General features: G+C 74.2%; 14 protein-coding genes. 8 read left to right on the forward strand and 6 right to left on the reverse strand.

Features of this window, described 5'->3' with window-relative positions:
- Nucleotides 1–27: 27 nt before the first annotated feature.
- Nucleotides 28–1,239: a pyridoxal phosphate-dependent aminotransferase gene (locus tag AC5677_RS33605; protein WP_497191652.1), complete on the reverse strand. Its 1,212-nt coding sequence runs from the start codon at nucleotides 1,237–1,239 to the stop codon at nucleotides 28–30.
- 128 nt (nucleotides 1,240–1,367) lie between these two features.
- Here AC5677_RS33605 and AC5677_RS33610 point away from each other — a divergent pair, with 128 nt between their 5' ends.
- Entirely contained in the window at nucleotides 1,368–2,069 is a 702-nt protein-coding gene (locus AC5677_RS33610; protein WP_497191653.1) for a winged helix-turn-helix transcriptional regulator, read from the forward strand.
- A 58-nt stretch (nucleotides 2,070–2,127) separates the two neighbouring features.
- On the opposite strand, the gene AC5677_RS33615 is transcribed toward AC5677_RS33610, so the two are convergent.
- Nucleotides 2,128–5,373: a CHAT domain-containing protein gene (locus tag AC5677_RS33615; RefSeq protein WP_497191654.1), complete on the reverse strand. Its 3,246-nt coding sequence runs from the start codon at nucleotides 5,371–5,373 to the stop codon at nucleotides 2,128–2,130.
- Nucleotides 5,374–5,842: 469 nt separating this feature from the next.
- Between AC5677_RS33615 and AC5677_RS33620 the strand changes: the two genes are divergently transcribed.
- Nucleotides 5,843–6,934, forward strand: a complete 1,092-nt coding sequence (locus tag AC5677_RS33620) for a glycosyl hydrolase family 18 protein (protein WP_497191655.1) — start codon at nucleotides 5,843–5,845, stop codon at nucleotides 6,932–6,934.
- On the opposite strand, the gene AC5677_RS33625 is transcribed toward AC5677_RS33620, so the two are convergent.
- Nucleotides 6,878–7,774: a helix-turn-helix transcriptional regulator gene (locus tag AC5677_RS33625; RefSeq protein ID WP_497191656.1), complete on the reverse strand. Its 897-nt coding sequence runs from the start codon at nucleotides 7,772–7,774 to the stop codon at nucleotides 6,878–6,880. The genes AC5677_RS33620 and AC5677_RS33625 overlap by 57 nt on opposite strands.
- Nucleotides 7,775–7,969: 195 nt before the next feature.
- On the opposite strand from AC5677_RS33625, the gene AC5677_RS33630 reads away from it, so the two are divergent.
- Genes AC5677_RS33630 through AC5677_RS33640 form a run of 3 tightly spaced genes read left to right on the forward strand, consistent with a single transcriptional unit; the run spans nucleotide 7,970 to nucleotide 11,294 of the window.
- On the forward strand, nucleotides 7,970–8,968 hold the full coding sequence (locus AC5677_RS33630) for an NADPH:quinone oxidoreductase family protein (RefSeq protein ID WP_497196853.1): 999 nt from the start codon (nucleotides 7,970–7,972) through the stop codon (nucleotides 8,966–8,968).
- The gene (locus AC5677_RS33635; protein WP_497191657.1) at nucleotides 8,965–10,149 is read left to right on the forward strand and encodes an acyl-CoA dehydrogenase family protein; all 1,185 of its coding nucleotides are present in this window, start codon (nucleotides 8,965–8,967) and stop codon (nucleotides 10,147–10,149) included. Before AC5677_RS33630 ends, AC5677_RS33635 begins: the two co-directional genes overlap by 4 nt.
- A complete protein-coding gene (locus AC5677_RS33640; RefSeq protein WP_497191658.1) occupies nucleotides 10,146–11,294 on the forward strand; it encodes an acyl-CoA dehydrogenase family protein in 1,149 nt (382 codons plus the stop codon). Before AC5677_RS33635 ends, AC5677_RS33640 begins: the two co-directional genes overlap by 4 nt.
- 15 nt (nucleotides 11,295–11,309) lie before the next feature.
- Here AC5677_RS33640 and AC5677_RS33645 read toward each other — a convergent pair whose 3' ends face one another.
- Nucleotides 11,310–11,864, reverse strand: coding sequence for a hypothetical protein (locus tag AC5677_RS33645; RefSeq protein ID WP_497191659.1), 555 nt, complete (start codon nucleotides 11,862–11,864; stop codon nucleotides 11,310–11,312).
- Between the two features lie 240 nt (nucleotides 11,865–12,104).
- Here AC5677_RS33645 and AC5677_RS33650 point away from each other — a divergent pair, with 240 nt between their 5' ends.
- The gene (locus AC5677_RS33650; protein ID WP_497191660.1) at nucleotides 12,105–13,457 is read left to right on the forward strand and encodes a hypothetical protein; all 1,353 of its coding nucleotides are present in this window, start codon (nucleotides 12,105–12,107) and stop codon (nucleotides 13,455–13,457) included.
- A gap of 69 nt (nucleotides 13,458–13,526) precedes the next feature.
- On the opposite strand, the gene AC5677_RS33655 is transcribed toward AC5677_RS33650, so the two are convergent.
- Nucleotides 13,527–14,429, reverse strand: coding sequence for a LysR substrate-binding domain-containing protein (locus AC5677_RS33655; protein ID WP_497191661.1), 903 nt, complete (start codon nucleotides 14,427–14,429; stop codon nucleotides 13,527–13,529).
- A gap of 71 nt (nucleotides 14,430–14,500) precedes the next feature.
- Here AC5677_RS33655 and AC5677_RS33660 point away from each other — a divergent pair, with 71 nt between their 5' ends.
- The gene (locus AC5677_RS33660) at nucleotides 14,501–15,460 is read left to right on the forward strand and encodes a DMT family transporter (protein ID WP_497191662.1); all 960 of its coding nucleotides are present in this window, start codon (nucleotides 14,501–14,503) and stop codon (nucleotides 15,458–15,460) included.
- Between the two features lie 28 nt (nucleotides 15,461–15,488).
- Here AC5677_RS33660 and AC5677_RS33665 read toward each other — a convergent pair whose 3' ends face one another.
- A complete protein-coding gene (locus tag AC5677_RS33665; RefSeq protein WP_497191663.1) occupies nucleotides 15,489–15,716 on the reverse strand; it encodes a hypothetical protein in 228 nt (75 codons plus the stop codon).
- 300 nt (nucleotides 15,717–16,016) lie between these two features.
- Between AC5677_RS33665 and AC5677_RS33670 the strand changes: the two genes are divergently transcribed.
- Nucleotides 16,017–17,246, forward strand: coding sequence for a S1 family peptidase (locus tag AC5677_RS33670; RefSeq protein WP_497191664.1), 1,230 nt, complete (start codon nucleotides 16,017–16,019; stop codon nucleotides 17,244–17,246).
- The last annotated feature ends 95 nt before the right edge of the window (nucleotides 17,247–17,341 follow it).

A 17,341-nucleotide genomic window follows, 5' to 3' on the forward strand; every position in this document is an offset into this window, starting at 1 on the left:
GCGTACCGGGCCGGATCCGGACGGCCGCTACTGGCGGTAGCCCGCCAGGAACCGCCCGATCCGGCTGATCGCCGCGTCGAGATCGTCGGCGTGCGGGAGGGTGAGGATGCGGAAGTGGTCGGGGCGCGGCCAGTTGAAGCCCGTGCCCTGGACTACCTGGATCTTCTCCCGGAGGAGGAGGTCGAGGACGAACTTCTCGTCGTCGTGGATCTTGTGTACGGCCGGATCGAGGCGGGGGAAGGCGTAGAGCGCGCCCTTGGGCTTGACGCAGGAGACGCCGGGGATCTCGTTCAGCCGCTCCCAGGCCACATCGCGCTGTTCGCGCAGCCGCCCGCCCGGCAGCACCAGGTCCTTGATGGACTGCCGGCCGCCGAGGGCGGCCTGGATGGCGTACTGCGCGGGGGCGTTGGGGCACAGTCGCATGGAGGCCAGGGTGCCCAGGCCCTCCAGATAGTCGGCCGCGTGCTCCTTGGGGCCGGAGACCACCAGCCAGCCGGAGCGGAAACCGGCGACGCGGTAGGCCTTGGACAGGCCGCTGAAGGTGAGGCAGACGAGATCCGGGGCGAGCACGGCGGCGTGGTGGTGGACCTCGTCGTCGTACAGGATCCGGTCGTAGATCTCGTCGGCGAAGACCATCAGCTGGTGGCGCCGGGCGAGATCGAGCATGCCCTCCAGCAGCTCACGCGGATACACCGCGCCGGTGGGGTTGTTGGGGTTGATGATGACCAGCGCGCGGGTCCGGTCGGTGATCTTCGAGGCGAGGTCGTCGAGGTCCGGCAGCCAGTCCGCGGACTCGTCGCAGAGGTAGTGCACGGCCTTGCCGCCGGCGAGCGTGGTGGCCGCCGTCCAGAGGGGGAAGTCCGGCGCGGGGATCAGCACCTCGTCGCCGTCGTCGAGGAGGGCCTGCACCGCCATCGAGATGAGTTCGGAGACGCCGTTGCCGAGGTAGATGTCGTCCACGCCGACCTCGGGCAGCCCGACCTGCTGGTAGTGCTGGGCCACCGCGCGGCGGGCGGAGAGGATGCCGCGCGACTCCGTGTAGCCGTGCGCGCGGGAGAGGTTGCGGATCACGTCCTGGAGGATCTCTTCGGGGCATTCGAAGCCGAACAGCGCCGGATTGCCGGTGTTGAGCCGCAGCACGCTGTGCCCGGCCTCCTCCAGCGCGTCCGCGTGCTCGATCACCGGCCCGCGGATCTCGTAGCAGACATCGCTGAGCTTGCTGGACTGCTTGAACTGCATGCGGCGGCCTCCCGGTCCCTCGCTCACCGCGTGGCGCGGCAGCACTCGTCACTGGTCACACCATACGTGCGTACTTGGTTTTACCAAGTGGCGACTTGGAAAGTCCAACTTCTGTCTATGCTGAGGCCATGCCGCGCCGAAGTTATGACCAGTACTGCGCCCTCGCCCGAGCCCTGGACGCCGTCGGGGACCGCTGGACACTCCTGATCGTCCGGGAACTGCTGGGCGGCGCCCGGCGCTACACCGATCTGCACGCCGACCTGCCCGGCGTCAGCACGGACATGCTCGCCTCCCGCCTCAAGGACATGGAGCGCGACGGACTTCTGACGCGCCGCCGGCTCGCCCCGCCCGGAGCCGCCTTCGTCTACGACCTCACCGCCCGCGGCCGCGCCCTGCTGCCCGCGCTCGGCGCACTCGCCGACTGGGGCGCCCCGGCCCTGGACGAGAAGCGCCCCACGGACGCGGTACGGGCCCACTGGTTCGCGCTCCCGCTCGTCACCCGGCTCGCCCGGCACTTCGCAGGGAACGCCGAGAACGCCGAGAACGCCGAGAACGCCGAGAACGCAGAAAACATCGCCGTGGTCGGCATCGCCCTGGACGAAGGGGAGTTCCATGTGCTGCTCGGCACCGACGGCGAGGACGGCCCCCGCTACGCCGACGGCCCCGCCGAACGCCCCGACGTCCGCCTCCGGATGGACACCGCGACCTGCGCCGACCTCGCCCGCGACCGCCTCACCCTCGACATGGGCATCGCCACCGGCCGGATCGAGGTCACCCTGCCCGAAGCGGGCGACGCAGGGCAGCGGCGCAAGAGCACGGCGACGGCATGACGCACGCCCCGGGCGGCATACGACCTCGATGAGGCACGGGGCTCAGGGGGCCGGGCCGTCACGCCCCCGTATGGAGATACGCCGCCCAGAGCGACACGGCGCGGGGGAAGCGCTCCCGCAGGCTCCGCACGGTGTGGTGGAGCGCCAGGGCCGAGCGGCGGGTGTCCAAGGGGTGGGCGTCGGTGCGCAGATGGGAGTAGAAGGTGTCGGCGGCGGTGACGGAGAGCTTGTCGTCGACGGCCCAGAGGGTGCCGATGACGTGCGGGAACCCCGCAAGCTGGAATGCCGCGGTCACATGGACGGCCTCGGCCGCGGGTCCGGCCGTCTCGACGGCGGGTGCGTGGCACGTCGAGAGATAGGCGAGCTGCGCGCCGTCGAGCCGTAGGGCAGCCAGGCTCGCGACGGTGAACGGCCGGGCGTCGTCGTCGTGGAGCAGCAGACGGCTCTGCGACGGGTCGGCGGGGTGGCCGACGGCAGGGCAGGCGAAGTGGGCGACGGAGCAGCCGGGCAGGTGCTCCAGGACGTTCGCCCGGGTGGGCGCGGCCATGGACGCGCTCCCCGTGCCCTTCGCGCCATCGGCGGCCAGGAGGAGAACCGGGTCGGCCGCCCGGCCGAGCAGCGCGCCCGCCTCGGCGGCCGCCCGGTCCGGCCGTCCGCCGCCCGCCGGACCGCGCGGCGGCGCGACCACCAGCGCGCGGGGCGGTCCGCCGGCCGGCGCCGAAGCGCGCCGCCGGGCCTCGCGCAGGGCGCGCACCGTCGGCGTGTAGGAGGAGACGACACGGTCGAGGACGGTGCGCCGCTCGGGCGCGCCGGCCGGATCGCCGTGGTGCCCCGCGGCGTGCAGCGGCAGCAGCCCCAGCACCCCGCCGGGCACCCACCACACCCGCGGCCACTCCGTCCCGGGCGGCGGCGGACCGTGGTACCCGAGCGCCGCCAGCACCGGCTCCGCCGCGGCGTCCCACAGCCAGCCGAGCACCGAGTCCAGCGCGAGCTGCGCGGCCCGGCGACGCCTGCGCAGCCGGTGTCCGGCGGCGGTGCGCAGCTGCTGATGGAAGGCGGTGACGTGTTGGGCGAGGGTGTCGTGGCGCAGCGCGGGCAGCGGGACGGAGCGGATGCCGTCCCGGGTGAGCAGCAGCGCATCGCTGCGCTGCGGGGTGATGGTGAAGACGACGACCGGGCCGTGCGCCGCCTCGGCGAGCAGCTCGGCCGTGGTGGGCGGCCGCCCGAACGAAGCGAACCCGTCCAGGGCCCGGACGGTGGCGAGCGTCCGGGCGAACTCGGCCGCCAGAGCGCGGCGTTCGGCCACGAGACGGTCCCGGTCCACGGCCGTCGGCTCCGGATCCGCAGCCGGCAGACCCCGGCCGCCGCCCGTGTCCGAAGGCCGGTCGAGACGGTCGCGGAGGACGCGGAACCGGGCCGCCGTCTCCGGGTGCGCAGGCCGTAGTTCCGTCAGATCGCCGCCGGTGCCCAGCGCCCGGCCGAGCAGCACGGCCCGCCCCGCCTCCAGCAGCCGCAGGGCACGGGCCGCCCGTTCGTCCGCCGTGCCGCGCGGATCGGCGAGCGCCGGCGCGGCCGCGTCGTCGGGGAGCCCGTCGAACGCATCCGGCGCCGGGGGCCGCCCGCCGCGGGCCGGCCGCGCAGGACCGGTCCGCGGCGTCGTCTCCGGCAGCGCACGGACCGCCGTCTCCAGCAGGTCGGCGGCCCGGCCGGGCGCGTCGACGGCCAGCAGCCGGCCCGCGGAGCGCGCCGCGACGGCCCGTACGGTCGGCGCCGTCGCCGCACCGTCCACCGCCTTGGTGTACGCCGCCACCGCCGCGTCCCGGTCCGCGGTGTCCCGGGTGCGGCGGTAACGGTCGTCCAGCGCGTCGCCCAGATACGCGGCGAACGCGGCGGCTTCGGGGAGTCCGGCCGGAGCGGCGGCGACCGCGGCGCGCAGGGCGGCGATCGCCCCGTCCAGATCGCAGCGGTCGTCGGTGACCGCGAAGCGCCGGCGCAGGGCGTTGCCGAGGTTGGCCAGATACGGCGCCCGCGCGGGATCGGCCGCGGACATCGCCCCGGCCGCGGCCCGGAACTCGGTGATCGCGGCGGCCAGATCCGTGACGTCCTGGGTGCGCAGGAACCGTGACCACAGCGCGAGTCCGAGGTTGTTGCGCGAGCCGGGCCGGATCGGCAGACCGGCGGGCATGGCGGCCAGCGCGGACCGGGTCAGATCGATGGCGGCGTAGAGATCGGCGGCGTTGGCGCGGGCATCGAAGCGGAGCAGGAGGGCGAGGCCCAGGTTCGCCAGCCGTGCCGCGCGCTGTGGGTGGTGCGCCGCCGTGGCGGTCAGCACTTCCTGGCCCGCGGCGACGGCAGCGTCCAGGTCGGCCAAGTCGGCGCCGCTGCCCGTCTGTTGACTGCCCCAGTGTTGACTGTCCGTCTGCTGATAGCGGGTGCGCAGCGCGGCGGCGAGGTTGGCGAGTGCGGAGATACGGCTGGGGCTGTGCGCCGGGAAGTCGTCGACGGCCGAGCGGAGGAGGCCGATGGCCCGGTCCACGTCGGCCGCCGCGCCGGTGTGCTGGGCCCGGGTCCGGAGCGCGCCGGCGACATTGCTCACGGCCACCGGACGCTGCGCGAAGCCGGCCGGCGCCCGCTCGATGACCTCCGTGCCCACCGCGATCGCGCCGTTCAGGTCGGCCACGTCGTGCGAATGCGTGAATCTGACCTGGAGCAGGGTGCAGGCATCGACGAGGTGGCTGTGGCGCATCGGGTCATCCGCCGCCTCGGCGACCGCCGCCCGGAGCGCATCGAGCGCCGCGTCCAGGTCGGCGAGCGCCCCGGTGCACCGGAACCGGCTCCGGCGCGCCGACGCCAGCCGGGAGAGATGACGCACGCGGTGACGATGCTCCTTCGGCGTGGCGTCCACGATGCGCCGCCACAGTTCGGCGCAGCGGTCCAGCGCCTCCGGGTCCGCGGCGGCCTCCGCCCGTTCGAGCAGCGCGGCCGCCTCGGTGGTGGTGGCCGCGGCGAGTTCCGGCAGCAGGTCCGCGGGCAGCCCCGCCGTCCCGGCCAGAAAGCACGGCCGCAGGATGTCCACCGCCCGCAGCCGCTCCCTGCAGGCCTCCTCGACGGGCAGCGCCCCGGCCCGGATCCAGTACAGCCGCCCCAGTGCCGCCCGATCCGTCATATCACCGCTGACGGCGAGGAGTTGAGCCGTTTGCCCGGCCTCCGCCAGCGCCTCCGGCTCCAACGCCAGTCCCGTGTCGCCGGTTTCGTCGATCCGTCGCAGCCGCAGCCGTAGCGCGGCGAGGGATGCCTCGCTCATGCCCAGCCAACGTAGCCTCAACTGCCGTCCCGGCGGGCGGATCGCCCGATCGCAGGCATTCCCGGCGGCCGCTGTGATAGAAGCGGCGGCTGTGGTGCGCGGGGGTGTGGCCGATGGCCGAGCGCCTTGATGCCGGACACATCGATGCGGTGGTGCGGCAGTGCGGTGGTGCGGCAGTGCGGCGCTCATCGCGCCTGCGCTCGCGCCGCCCGGTCCCGCGGCCGCCGCGCCCGCCTCCGGCGCGTCGCCCGGCGGGCGGGACGGCGGCCACGGGCGGATGCCGCGGCCGCAGCCGGCCTCATCGGCGTGTCGCGGGCCCCCGGACCGGCGGGACTGGCGGGACCGGCAGCGCCACCGTCTCATGCCCCGTCAGGAAGCCTCACCCGTACGCCGCGAGCGTACGGCCGCCGGCCCTCCGTTCGGCTCAGCTGATGGAGCGCCGGCCGCGGCACCGGGTGAAGCTTCGGGCATGGACCATGTATCAGCAACCCGGGTACGTCCCGGGCTCGCGCTTGTGTTGACCGCGGTGGCGCTCGCCGGACCGCTCGCCCCGGCGGCCGCGGCCGCGGCGCCACCGGGGACCGAGGCCGGCATCGAACTGGCTTCCGACCGGCGCACCGTCTCGGCCTGGCTGCCCTACTGGGGTGACACCGAGGCCGCCTACCAGGACGCGCTGGAGCACGCCGACCAGCTGCACACCGTCAGCCCCTTCTGGTACGAGGCCTCGGCCGACACCGTCAAGGGGCAGGACGGCGCGGGGGACGAGGGGGTCATCGAGGGGCTGCACCACGCCGGAATCCGGGTCGTGCCCACCGTGACCGAGACCGCGGGCGCCCCTGAGATGGCCGCCCTGATGCACGATCCCCGGCGCCGCGCCGCGCATGTCGACGCCCTGATGAAGATGGCCGGCAGCCGCTCGTACGACGGGGTCGAGCTGGACTACGAGACGATGGCGAACACCGGCGACCGGGCCACCCGGGAGCGCGTCCGGACCGGATACAACCTGCTCACCCGCGATCTCTGCGCACGGCTGCACACCCGCGGCAAGGAATGCGTGATCACCGTCCTGGCCCGGGGCCGCGGCTCCGGCGGGGTCTACGACTACCAGCACCTGGGCAAGGTCGCCGACACGGTCCGGATCATGGGCTACGACCTGCACTGGTCGGGCGGCGAGGCCGGGCCGCTGTCGTCCAAGGACTGGTACGAGAACGTCCTGCGCTACGCCACCGACACCATCCCGCGCAACAAGATCGAGGTGGCCTTCCCCGGCTACGGCTGGGACTGGACCAAGGGAAGCAAGGGCCGGGCCGGGCATCTGACCTGGAAGGAGGCCGATTCGCTGCGCAAGCAGACGGGCGCCGACTACCACTTCGACGCGGCGTCGGGCACCCCGCACTTCACCTACCGCAAGAACGGCGCGGAGCACGTCGTCTGGTACCAGGACGCGCGCGGTGTCGCCGAGCAGCTGCCGCTGCTGAGGAAGTACGGGGTGCGGGGCACCGGCCTATGGGCGCTCGGGTTCGAGGACCCGGACGTCTGGGCCGCGCTCCGAGGCCAGTAGCCGCAGCGCCGCCTCGGACGGCGAACCGTCCGCCGCGGTGTACATCAGCACGCCCTGCCCGGACCCGTCCGGCGTCTGCATCATCTCGTACTCCAGCTCCAGATCGCCCACCAGCGGATGGTGGAAGTGCTTGGTGCCGAAGGTGCAGTTGCTCACGCCGTGCCGCGCCCACAGCGTGGCGAACTCGCTGCTCTTCATCGACAACTCGCCGATCAGTTCGGCCAGTTGGGGATCGTCGGGGCGCTGTCCCGCGGAGACCCGCAGGGCGGAGACGGCGCGCCGGATCTCCGTGTCGCGGTCCGGGTAGAGCTCGCGGGTGTGCGGGTCGAGGAAGAGGAGGCGCTGGGCGTTGGGGCGGTCCAGGGGACGGTCGGGGCTGTCGAAGTCCAGGTGGCCGGCGACCAGGGCGTGCCCGAGCCGGTTCCACGCCAGCACCTCGAAGCGCGGGCCGAGCGCGACGGCCGGTACGCCGTCCAGGGCGCCGAGCAGCTGCCGCACGCCGGGGCGGGCCTGGTCGTGGCGGACGGCCGGGCGGCGGCGGGCCGGTGCCGGGCGGGCCAGGTCGAGCAGATGCGCCCGCTCGTCGGCGGTCAGCCGCAGCGCGCGGGCCAGCGCCTCCAGCACCCCTTCCGAGGCGTTGTGGCTCTGGCCCTGTTCGAGGCGCGTGTAGTACGCGACGCTGACCCCGGCCAGCTGGGCGAGCTCCTCGCGGCGCAGCCCGGGGACGCGGCGGCGCGCCCCGTAGGAGACCAGCCCGACGTCCTCCGGCTGCAACCGGGCGCGGCGGGTGCGCAGAAAGCTCCCCAACTCGGCGGGGGTGTCGATGCCTGGTGAGTCCATGCCGCCAGTCTCGGTCATCGCGGGGCGGGCAGCCTGACCCTGTCAGTACCAGGCTGCGCCGCGTCCGCCCGACAGACCGCCGGAACCTGTTCCCCTCCAGGATACCGACCGCTTAGTATGTCGCTCGACGACGGCAAGGCGGCCGGGCCGGTGTGCCGTCGTACCCCGCATCTCCGAGGTCTGTGGAGGCACCTGGTGAAGGCATGGCGCGTATCCGCGAACGGCGAGCCGCGTGAGGTGATGCGGCTGGAAGAAGTGCCGGACCCGCAGCCCGGCCCAGGGCAGCTGCTGCTGCGCGTACGGGCCGCCAACGTCAACTTCCCCGACGCGCTGCTGTGCCGCGGCCAGTACCAGGTACGGCCGCCGCTGCCGTTCACCCCGGGCGTGGAGATCTGCGGTGAGGTGATCGCCGTGGGGGAGGGCGCGGCCGGTGGGACCGGGCAGCGGGTGCTGGCCCAACCGCCGCTGCCCGACGGCGGGTTCGCCGAGCTCGCGGTCGTCGACGCCGCGACCGTACGGCCCGCCCCCGACGCCCTCGACGACGCCGAGGCCGCCGCCCTGCACATCGGCTACCAGACCGGCTGGTTCGGACTGCACCGCCGGGCCCGGCTCCAGGCGGGCGAGACCCTGCTGGTGCACGCCGCGGCCGGGGGCGTCGGCAGCGCCGCCGTACAGCTCGGCAAGGCCGCCGGCGCCCGGGTCATCGGCGTGGTGGGCGGCGCCGAGAAGGCCCGCACCGCCCGCGAACTGGGCTGCGACCTCGTCCTCGACCGGCGCGCGGACGACATCGTCGCCGAGGTCAAGAAGGCCACCGGCGGCCGCGGCGCGGACGTGGTCTACGACCCGGTCGGCGGCGACGCCTACGCCAAGTCCGTCAAATGCATCGCCTTCGAGGGCCGGATCATCGTGGTCGGCTTCGCCGGCGGCACCATCCCCAGCCCCGCCCTCAACCACGCCCTGGTCAAGAACTACGCGATCCTGGGCCTGCACTGGGGCCTGTACAACACCAAGGATCCCGCCGCCGTCGACGCCTGCCACGAGGAACTGACCAAGCTCGCCGCCCAGGGCGTCATCAAGCCGCTGATCGGCGGCCGGGTCCCGCTGGCCGGCGCCGCCGAGGCCGTACAGCGGGTCGCCGACGGCACGTCCACCGGCCGCCTGGTCGTCGTCCCCGGACTGGAGGAGGCACGATGACCGACGCCGCCGACCTGCGCCGCCGCACCGCCGACCTGCTCGCCGCGCACCCTCCCACCACTACCGACCGGCTGGAGTTTCTGCGCGCCCGTTTCGACGCGGGCCTGGCCTGGGTCCACTTCCCCGAGGGCCTCGGCGGACTGGACGCGCCACGGTCCCTCCAGGCGGTCGTGGACGCCGACCTGGAGGCCGCCGGCGCCCCCGGCAACGCCCCCGGCCGGATCGGCATCGGCCTCGGCATGGCCGCACCCACCATCCTGCGCTTCGGCACCGATGAGCAGAAGCGGCGCTTCCTGCGGCCGCTGTGGACCGGGGAGGAGGTGTGGTGCCAGCTGTTCAGCGAGCCCGGCGCGGGCTCCGACCTGGCCGCGCTCGCCACCCGGGCCGTACGGGACGACGAGGGCATCTGGACCGTCGACGGCCAGAAGGTCTGGACGTCCGGCGCGCACCAGGCCCGCTGGGCGATACTGATCGCCCGCACCGACCCCGACCTGCCCAAACACCGCGGCATCAGCTACTTCGTCTGCGATATGACCGACCCCGGTGTCGAGGTGCGGCCGCTGCGGCAGATCACCGGCGAGGCCGAGTTCAACGAGGTGTTCCTGACCGGGGTACGCATCCCGGACGCCCATCGCCTCGGCGAGGTCGGCGAGGGCTGGCGGGTCGCCCAGACCACGCTGATGAACGAGCGGGTCGCCATCGGCGGCGCCCGCATCCCCCGCGAGGGCGGCATGATCGGCGTCGCCGCCGCCGACTGGCGCGAACGCCCCGAGCTGCGCACCCACGATCTGCACCAGCGGCTGCTGAAGCTGTGGGTGGACGCCGAGGTCGCCCGGCTCACCGGCGAACGGCTCCGGCAGCAGCTGACCAAAGGCCAGCCCGGACCCGAGGGCAGCGGAATGAAGCTCGCCTTCGCCCGGCTCGCCCAGCAGATCAGCGGCTGGGAGGTGGAATTCCTCGCCGAGGACGGACTGACCTACGACGACTGGACGCTCCGCCGCCCCGAAGGCGTCGACTTCACCGGCCGCGAGGCCGGCTACCGCTATCTGCGCGCCAAGGGGAACTCCATCGAAGGAGGCACCTCCGAAGTGCTGCTCAACATCGTCGCCGAACGCGTGCTGGGCCTGCCGCCCGAGCCGCGTACCGACAAGGACGTCGCGTGGAAGGACCTCCCCCGATGACCGGCCCGCTGACCGGCACCCCCGCCCCCGACCTCCTCTACTCCGAGGACGAGGAGGCGCTGCGCGACGCCGTACGCTCCCTGCTCGCCGACCGCAGCGATCCGGCCACCGTGCTGGCCGGACTGGAGTCGGACGTCCCCCATGACGCCGGACTGTGGCGCTCGCTCGCCACCGAGATCGGCACCGCCGGGCTGCTGGTCCCGGAGAAGCTCGGCGGCGCGGGTGCGAGCGCCCGCGAGGCCGCCGTCGTACTGGAGGAGCTGGGCCGCTCGGTCGCTCCTGTGCCGTATCTGACCAGCGCCGTCATCGCGGTCACCGCGCTGCTGGGCTGCGATACGGACCGGGCGGAGGTGGCCGGTCCGCTCGCCGCGCTCGCCGAGGGACGGACCGTCGGGGCGCTCGCCCTGCCGCTGCCCACCGCGCCCGGCGGGGTGGCCGAACCGACCGTGTCGGCCGATTCGGACGGCGCGCTGACCGGCCGGGTGACCTCGGTCGCCGATGCCGCGTCCGCCGCACTGCTGCTGGTGTGGGCCCGGCGCCCGGACGGCCCCGCCCTGTACGCGGTCGATGCCGCGGCGGACGGCGTACGGGCCGAGGCTCGCACGCCCCTCGACCTCACCCGGCCCCTCGGTCACCTCACCTTCGACGGCGCCCGGGGCCGCCTCCTGGCCACCGGGGACCGGGCCCGCACCGCCGTCGAGCGCGCCCTGCTCACCGGCGCCGGACTGCTCGCCTCCGAACAGCTCGGCGTCGCCGAATGGTGCCTGGCCGAAACCGTGCGCCACACCGCGGAACGCACCCAGTTCGGCCGCCCCGTCGGATCGTTCCAGGCGCTCAAGCACCGGATGGCGGCCCTCTGGCTCGATGTCGCCTCGGCCCGCGCCGCCGCCCGTAACGCCGCCGACGCGCTGGCCACCGACAGCCCCGACACCGCGGTGGCGGTCGCCGTCGCCCAGGCCTACTGCGCACCGGTGGCGGTCCGTGCCGCCGAGGAATGCATCCAGCTGCACGGCGGCATCGGGATGACCTGGGAGCACCCGGCGCATCTCTTCCTCAAGCGGGCCAAGAGCGACGAGATCGCGCTGGGCGCCCCGGGCCGGCACCGGGACGCCCTGGCCGAACTGGTCGCGCTGCGCGCGCCGTAAGGAGCGGCACGGCGGTCAGCCGGTGACGGCGAAGCCCTTGCTGAAGGCTCGCGCCACGCCGTCATCGGCGGACACCTCCAGGGAGTACGCGCGGCCCGGCGCGACCAGCGGCAGCGTCACCAGGGCCTCGCCGGTCGGTCCGGCGCCGGCCCGCGGCGCGACCAGCGCCACCCGCTGCGTCCGCTTCCCGCGGGTGCGCACATGCAGCCACACGTCCACCTCGCGGCCCGTGTTGTTCGTCCAGGCCACGCTGAAACTGCCGTGGACCCGGAAGCTCAGGCCGGGCTGCGGCGCCGTCACCGTGATCCGCGGATTCCGGGGCGCGTGCTTGCGCTGCCCGTGCCGGGGGTGCCCGGCGGCGCTCCGGCCCGTGGTCGCCACCCGCGCCGCGGAGCCGCCGTGGCCCAGGACGTCCGCACGGGCGGGCGCGGCAGGAGTGACGGCGGCCTTCGCCCCCGTGGGCCAGGGGCGGGCGTGCGACGGAAGCAGCGTCATGACCAGCAGACAGCCGACGGCGGTGGCGACGACGGCGACGGCCACGGACTTGAGCATCGAGGTCGCCCTGCGCATCCAGATCTCGTTTCCTCGGGGGAGGGACGAGCCGGAACATCCCCGGTCATTTCATCATCAAAAACGCCACGCTGAGCGATCACCTGGATGGACACGCCCGGCGTGACAGGGCCCGCCGGGCGCGGGACACTCCACCGGCGACGGCGGTTTCCGGCCACCCCAACGGCCCCGTCTCCCACCGTGTAGCGGCTTCCGTCCGCGGTGATGTCCTGAAAGTGCGGTTCGGGTAGCGTCATATGCATGAAGACCGCAACCCGTCGTACGCCGTTCGGCCCACTGCTCCTGCTGATGGCGGCCCTGCTGGCGCTGGTCACGGCGCTGGCGCCCGGAGCGCATGCCGTCGGCGGACTCGACGCGGCCGCGGCGGCCCTCAAACAGGGCCCGGTCTATGTCGATCCCCGTGCCGCCGGCCAGTTCCCCAAGGCCGAAGCGGACGCGCTGGCCAAGAAGATCAAGAACTCCGGCAAGCCGATCTTCGTCGCGGTGCTGCCGCGGGCCGCCGAGTACCCGTCGAAGACGCTGCTCCAGGACCTGCGGACCAAGGTCGGCATCAGCGGCGTCTACGCCGTCGAACTCGGCAACGGCTTCAACGCCGGCGCCGACCCCCGGGTGATGCCGCACAGCTCCGTCCAGAACCTGGTCGGCTCGGTCAAGCGCTCCGACTACCCCACGGTCTCCCAGCGCCTCAACAGCTTCGTCGACATCGCCGACCAGCAGGCGAACGGCCACGCCCCGTCCTCCTGGGGCGGCCCCGACAACTCCGGCCTCGGCACCGGCACCGCCATCGGCCTCGGCGTGCTGGTCGTCATCGGCGGCGGCGGAGCGTACGCCATCGCCCGCCGCAACCGCCGCCGGCGGGCCGAGGCGGAACGCGCCGCGCTCGAGGACCTGCGGGTCGTCGTCGACGAGGACATCACCGCCTTCGGCGAGGAGCTGGACCGGCTCGACTTCAGCCCCGCCGAGCCCGGCGCCGACGAGGCGATGCGCGCGGACTACAGCCGTGCGCTGGACGCGTACGAGAACGCCAAGTCCGCGATGGCGCGGGCCGAGCACCCCGGCGACGTCCAGGCGGTGACCACCGCCCTGGAGGAGGGCCGGTTCTCGCTCGCCACCCTCGCCGCCCGCCGCACCGGCGAACCGCTGCCCGAGCGCCGGCTGCCCTGCTTCTTCGACCCCCGGCACGGCCCGTCGGTCGTCGACGTCCAGTGGGCGCCGGCCGGCGGCGCGGAGCGCACCGTACCCGCCTGCGCCGCGGACAAGAGCCGCCTGGACGACGGCCGCGAGCCGCTGGCCCGCACGGTCCGCACCGAGGCCGGCGACCGCCCGTACTGGGAGGCGGGCCCGGCCTACGCCCCCTGGGCCGGCGGCTACTTCGGCGGCGGTCTGCTGCCCGGCCTCCTGGTGGGCACCCTGCTCGGCAACATGATGATGTCCACCAACGCCTACGGCGCCGACTTCGGCGGCCCCACGGGCGCGGAGGGCGGCGACTTCTCCGGATCCGACTTCAACCCGGACGACTTCGGCGGCGGCTTCGGCGACGGCGGCGGTGGCGGCTTCGACGGCGGTGGCGGGGGCTTCGACGGCGGCTTCTGACCGCCGCACGGTCACCGTCGCGCGGTCACTGCTCGCGCGGTCACTGCTCGCGCGGTCACTCCTGTGCGATCACTCCTGTGCGGCGGCCGCGCGCAATGCGCTCAGTACCTGGTGCACCTGAGGCTGCTGGGCCGTGCCCGTCGGGGTGAGCGCGTAGATCGAGCGGCTGACCGGCCGCTTCAGCGGGTGCAGACGGATCGGGTCGGTGGCCGTGGGCAGCGCCATCCGCGGCACCAGCGTGACGCCCGCGCCCGCCGCGACCAGCGCGGTGAGCACCGCGAAGTCCCCGGCGAGCGCGACGGGCCGGGGCACGAACCCGACCGCGCCGCAGGCCCGACGGGTCAGCTCGTCGCACGCCGTGTCCGGGACCGGCAGGAGCCACTTCTCCTCGGCGAACCGGGCCAGGTCGACCGGTGCGCCGGGGGCGAGGCCGAGCCGGTCGGCGAGCTCGGGAGCCAGGGCGAGCAGGACCGGGTCGTCCTGGAGGTGATGCTGCTCGCAGCCGGGCGTCGGATCGCGGGGCACCAGGGTGTAGGCGTTCACCACGGCGATGTCCGCCTCGCGCCGGCGCAGCGCCTCGATCGCCGGCTCCGGTTCGTGTTCGGCGAGGTGCAGGTCCAACGTCCCGGCCAGCTGCCGCCAGACGTCCGGCATCAGCATCCGCGCGGCGGACGGGAACGCCGCGACGCGGACCAGGCCGCGGCCGCCGCCCCGCAGGACGTCCAGTTCGGCCTCGGCCGCGGCCAGCCCGCCGAGGATCACCTCCGCATGATCGACCAGCAGCCGCCCGGCGGGCGTCAGCCGCAGCGTCCGCCCGTGCTTCTCCAGCAGTGGGACGCCGGCTTCCTTCTCCAGCGCGGCTAGTTGCTGGGAGACGGCCGGGCCGGTCAGAAACAGCGCCTCGGCGGCCGCGGCGACGGTTCCGTGGACGGCGAATTCCCGCAGCAGACGGAGGCGACGGACATCGAGCAAGAAGCTCACCTTATCGATCCCGTAAAGAACAGTCACTGGATCTTTCGGATCGTACCCGCAACGCTGGATCCGTGATCTTCCCCACCCTCCGCAACCGCGGCAACCTTGCCACGGTGGCCGCGCTCGCCGGCACCGTTGTCCTGTGGGCCTCGGCCTTCCCGGCGATCCGCGTCGGCGTGGCCGGCCTGGGCATCGCCGGACTCTCCTTCCTCCGCCTGGCCATCGCCTCGCTCGCGCTCGCCGTCGTCGCCCCGTTCATGGGCGTACGGCTGCCCCGGGCGTGCGATCTGCCGCTGATCGCGGTGTGCGGCGCCGCCGGGATGACCGCCTATCAAGTGCTGCTCAACTGGGGCGAGGTCCATGTCCCGGCCGGCACCGCGAGTCTGCTCATCGCCGCCGCGCCGGTCTTCAGCGTGCTGCTGGCCGGCGCCGTCCTCGGCGAGCCGATCACCCTCCGGGTGGTCGCCGGCAGTCTCACCGCCCTCGCCGGCGCGGCCGTCGTCGCCTTCGGCAGCGGCGGCGCCACCGGATTCTCGGCCGGCGCCCTGGTGGTGCTGGCGGCGGCCGTCGCCCAGGGCGTGTACCACTGCGCGACCAAGCCGCTGCTGCGGCGCCGGACCGGCATCGAGGTCGCGGCGTACGCGATGTGGGCCGGCACGCTGTTCGCGCTGCCGCTGGCCCCGGCCGCCGTACGGGCTGTCGCCGCTGCCCCGGCGGACGCCCTGGCGTCGGTGGCGTACCTGGGGCTGCTGCCGTCCGCCCTCGGCTTCGTCATCTGGGGCTATGCGGTGGCGCGGCTCCCGCTGGCGACCTCTACCGGGGCCCTCTACCTCGTCTCGCCGGTCGCGCTCCTCGTCGCCTTCGGCTGGCTCGGCGAGGTGCCGCGGCCGGTGGCCGTGGCCGGTGGCGCGCTCACCCTCCTAGGTGTCGTGCTGCTCAACCGCCGCCCGGCCCCGGTGCCGCGTAGCACCGCCCGTCACCCGTCGGCCCCGCCCACCGCCGACCGCTTGGCCCCCAGGAACCGCGCATAGCGCGGTCACACGGCGAAGTCGCCGTAGGTCACCCGACGGGCCGACCGGCATCCTTGTACAGATGCAGGACCTGATCGGGCGCCAGGTGGAGGCCCACATGCGCCCCGTACCCGGTGCGGCGGCCCGCGACCGGTCCGCTGCCGAAGAGCACCAGGTCCAGCGGCCCCGGCCGTCCGACGCGTGCGGTCACCGGCCCGTCCGCCCACGGTTCCGTCGACCGCAGCGGCGGGACCGCCGCGCCGAAGTGCCGCAGCACGGCACAGGCGTAGCACCGGCAGTTCGCGCCCCCGGCGAGATCCGCGGCCGCGTCCCCGGAGGGTGACGGGCATTCAGGTGTCCCGCTCCCGGATGGCGGGCGGCCGAGTAGCTGACGTTCCGGAAGGCCTCCGGCAGGTGTGCCAGGGCCTCCTCGCCGCAGGGGGCGGGGGTTTGACGACCGGAGGATGATGCCACCCGGTCATGATGCAAGGGATCTTCCCGATGCCGCACGCCGTCAGGTCGCCGAGGCTCGGCAGAACGGTATCGACGCGTACTCGACCCCGCGAGGAGATCCCCGATGCACCGCCGCTTCCGCAAGGCCGCTCTCTGGGGCGCGACCATGGCCGCCGTCCTGGCCGCCACCGGCCCGCTCAGCCCGGCGCACGCCGCGCCGCAGCCCGACCCCACGCCCCAGCCCCAGCCCCGCGGCATGCTCGACGCGATGCGCCGCGATCTGGGGCTGACGCCGGACCAGGCCCGCATCCGGCTCGCCCAGGAAGCCGAGGCGCAGCGGGCCGCCGTCGCGGTGCGCCGGGTGCTCACCGCGCCGCCGGCCGGCATGTGGTTCGACAAGACGGTCGGCAAGCTGATCGTCGCGGTCACCGTCCCCACCGACGCGGAGCGCGTACGGGCCGCCGGCGCGCTGCCCAAGACCGTCCAGCGCAGCCGCGCCGAGCTCACGGAACTCGTCCGGCAGATCGGCACCCGGGCCGGCAACGGCGTGGCCGGCGTCACCGGCTGGGGCGTGGACGAGCGCGCCAACGGCGTCGTGGTCCGCGTCGACCGCCGGGCCGGCAGCGCCGCCACCGACGCCTTCGAGAACGCCGTACGCTCCCTCGCCGCCCGCTCGCGCATCCCCGTCACCATCGAGCGCAGCGATCAGTCGCCGCGTCAGCAGGGCGGCACGGTCATCGGCGGCGAGCGCTGGATGCCCGGCCAGGAGGGCATCTGTTCCATCGGCTTCTCGGTGACCGGCGCGGCCGGCTTCGAGGGCTTCCTGACGGCCGGTCACTGCACCAACGACGCGGATCAGCCCGCGTACGGCAAGGACGGCAGCCTTGTGGGCACCTCCAACGAGGGCGGGCACCACAGCGTGATCGGACACGAGGGCGACTTCGGTCTGGTCACCGTGAACGGGCCGGGCTGGAAGCTGTCGCCGAACGTGGCCGGGCAGGGCGGGCAGCCGGTCGCCGTGACCGGTTCGCAGGAGGGCGTGACGGGCACGTCCGTCTGCCACTCCGGGGAGGCCACCGGCTGGCACTGCGGCGAGATCACCCGGACCGAGCAGACCGTGGACTACGGCACCGCCGTCGTGGACGGACTGTCGTTCACCAACGCCTGCTCGGCGCCCGGGGATTCGGGCGGCTCGTACGTCACGCAGCCCGCCAACCCGAAGGCCGTCGGACTGCACTCCGGCGGTGGCACGGCCACCTGCAGCGACGGCGGCGGCGACACCGTCACCATCTTCCAGCCGGTCGACGAGGCGCTGGCCAAATGGGACCTGACGCTGCGGATGGGCGGCTCCTGACGGGCGTTCCTGACGGGCGCCTCTCCGGAGTACTCCCGGCCGTCGGTCCCCGGCGCCTACCATGTGACGCGAGTGGCCCATGAGGTCCAACGCGT

The sequence above is a fragment of the Streptomyces sp. JLSY215 genome (genome assembly GCF_059682825.1).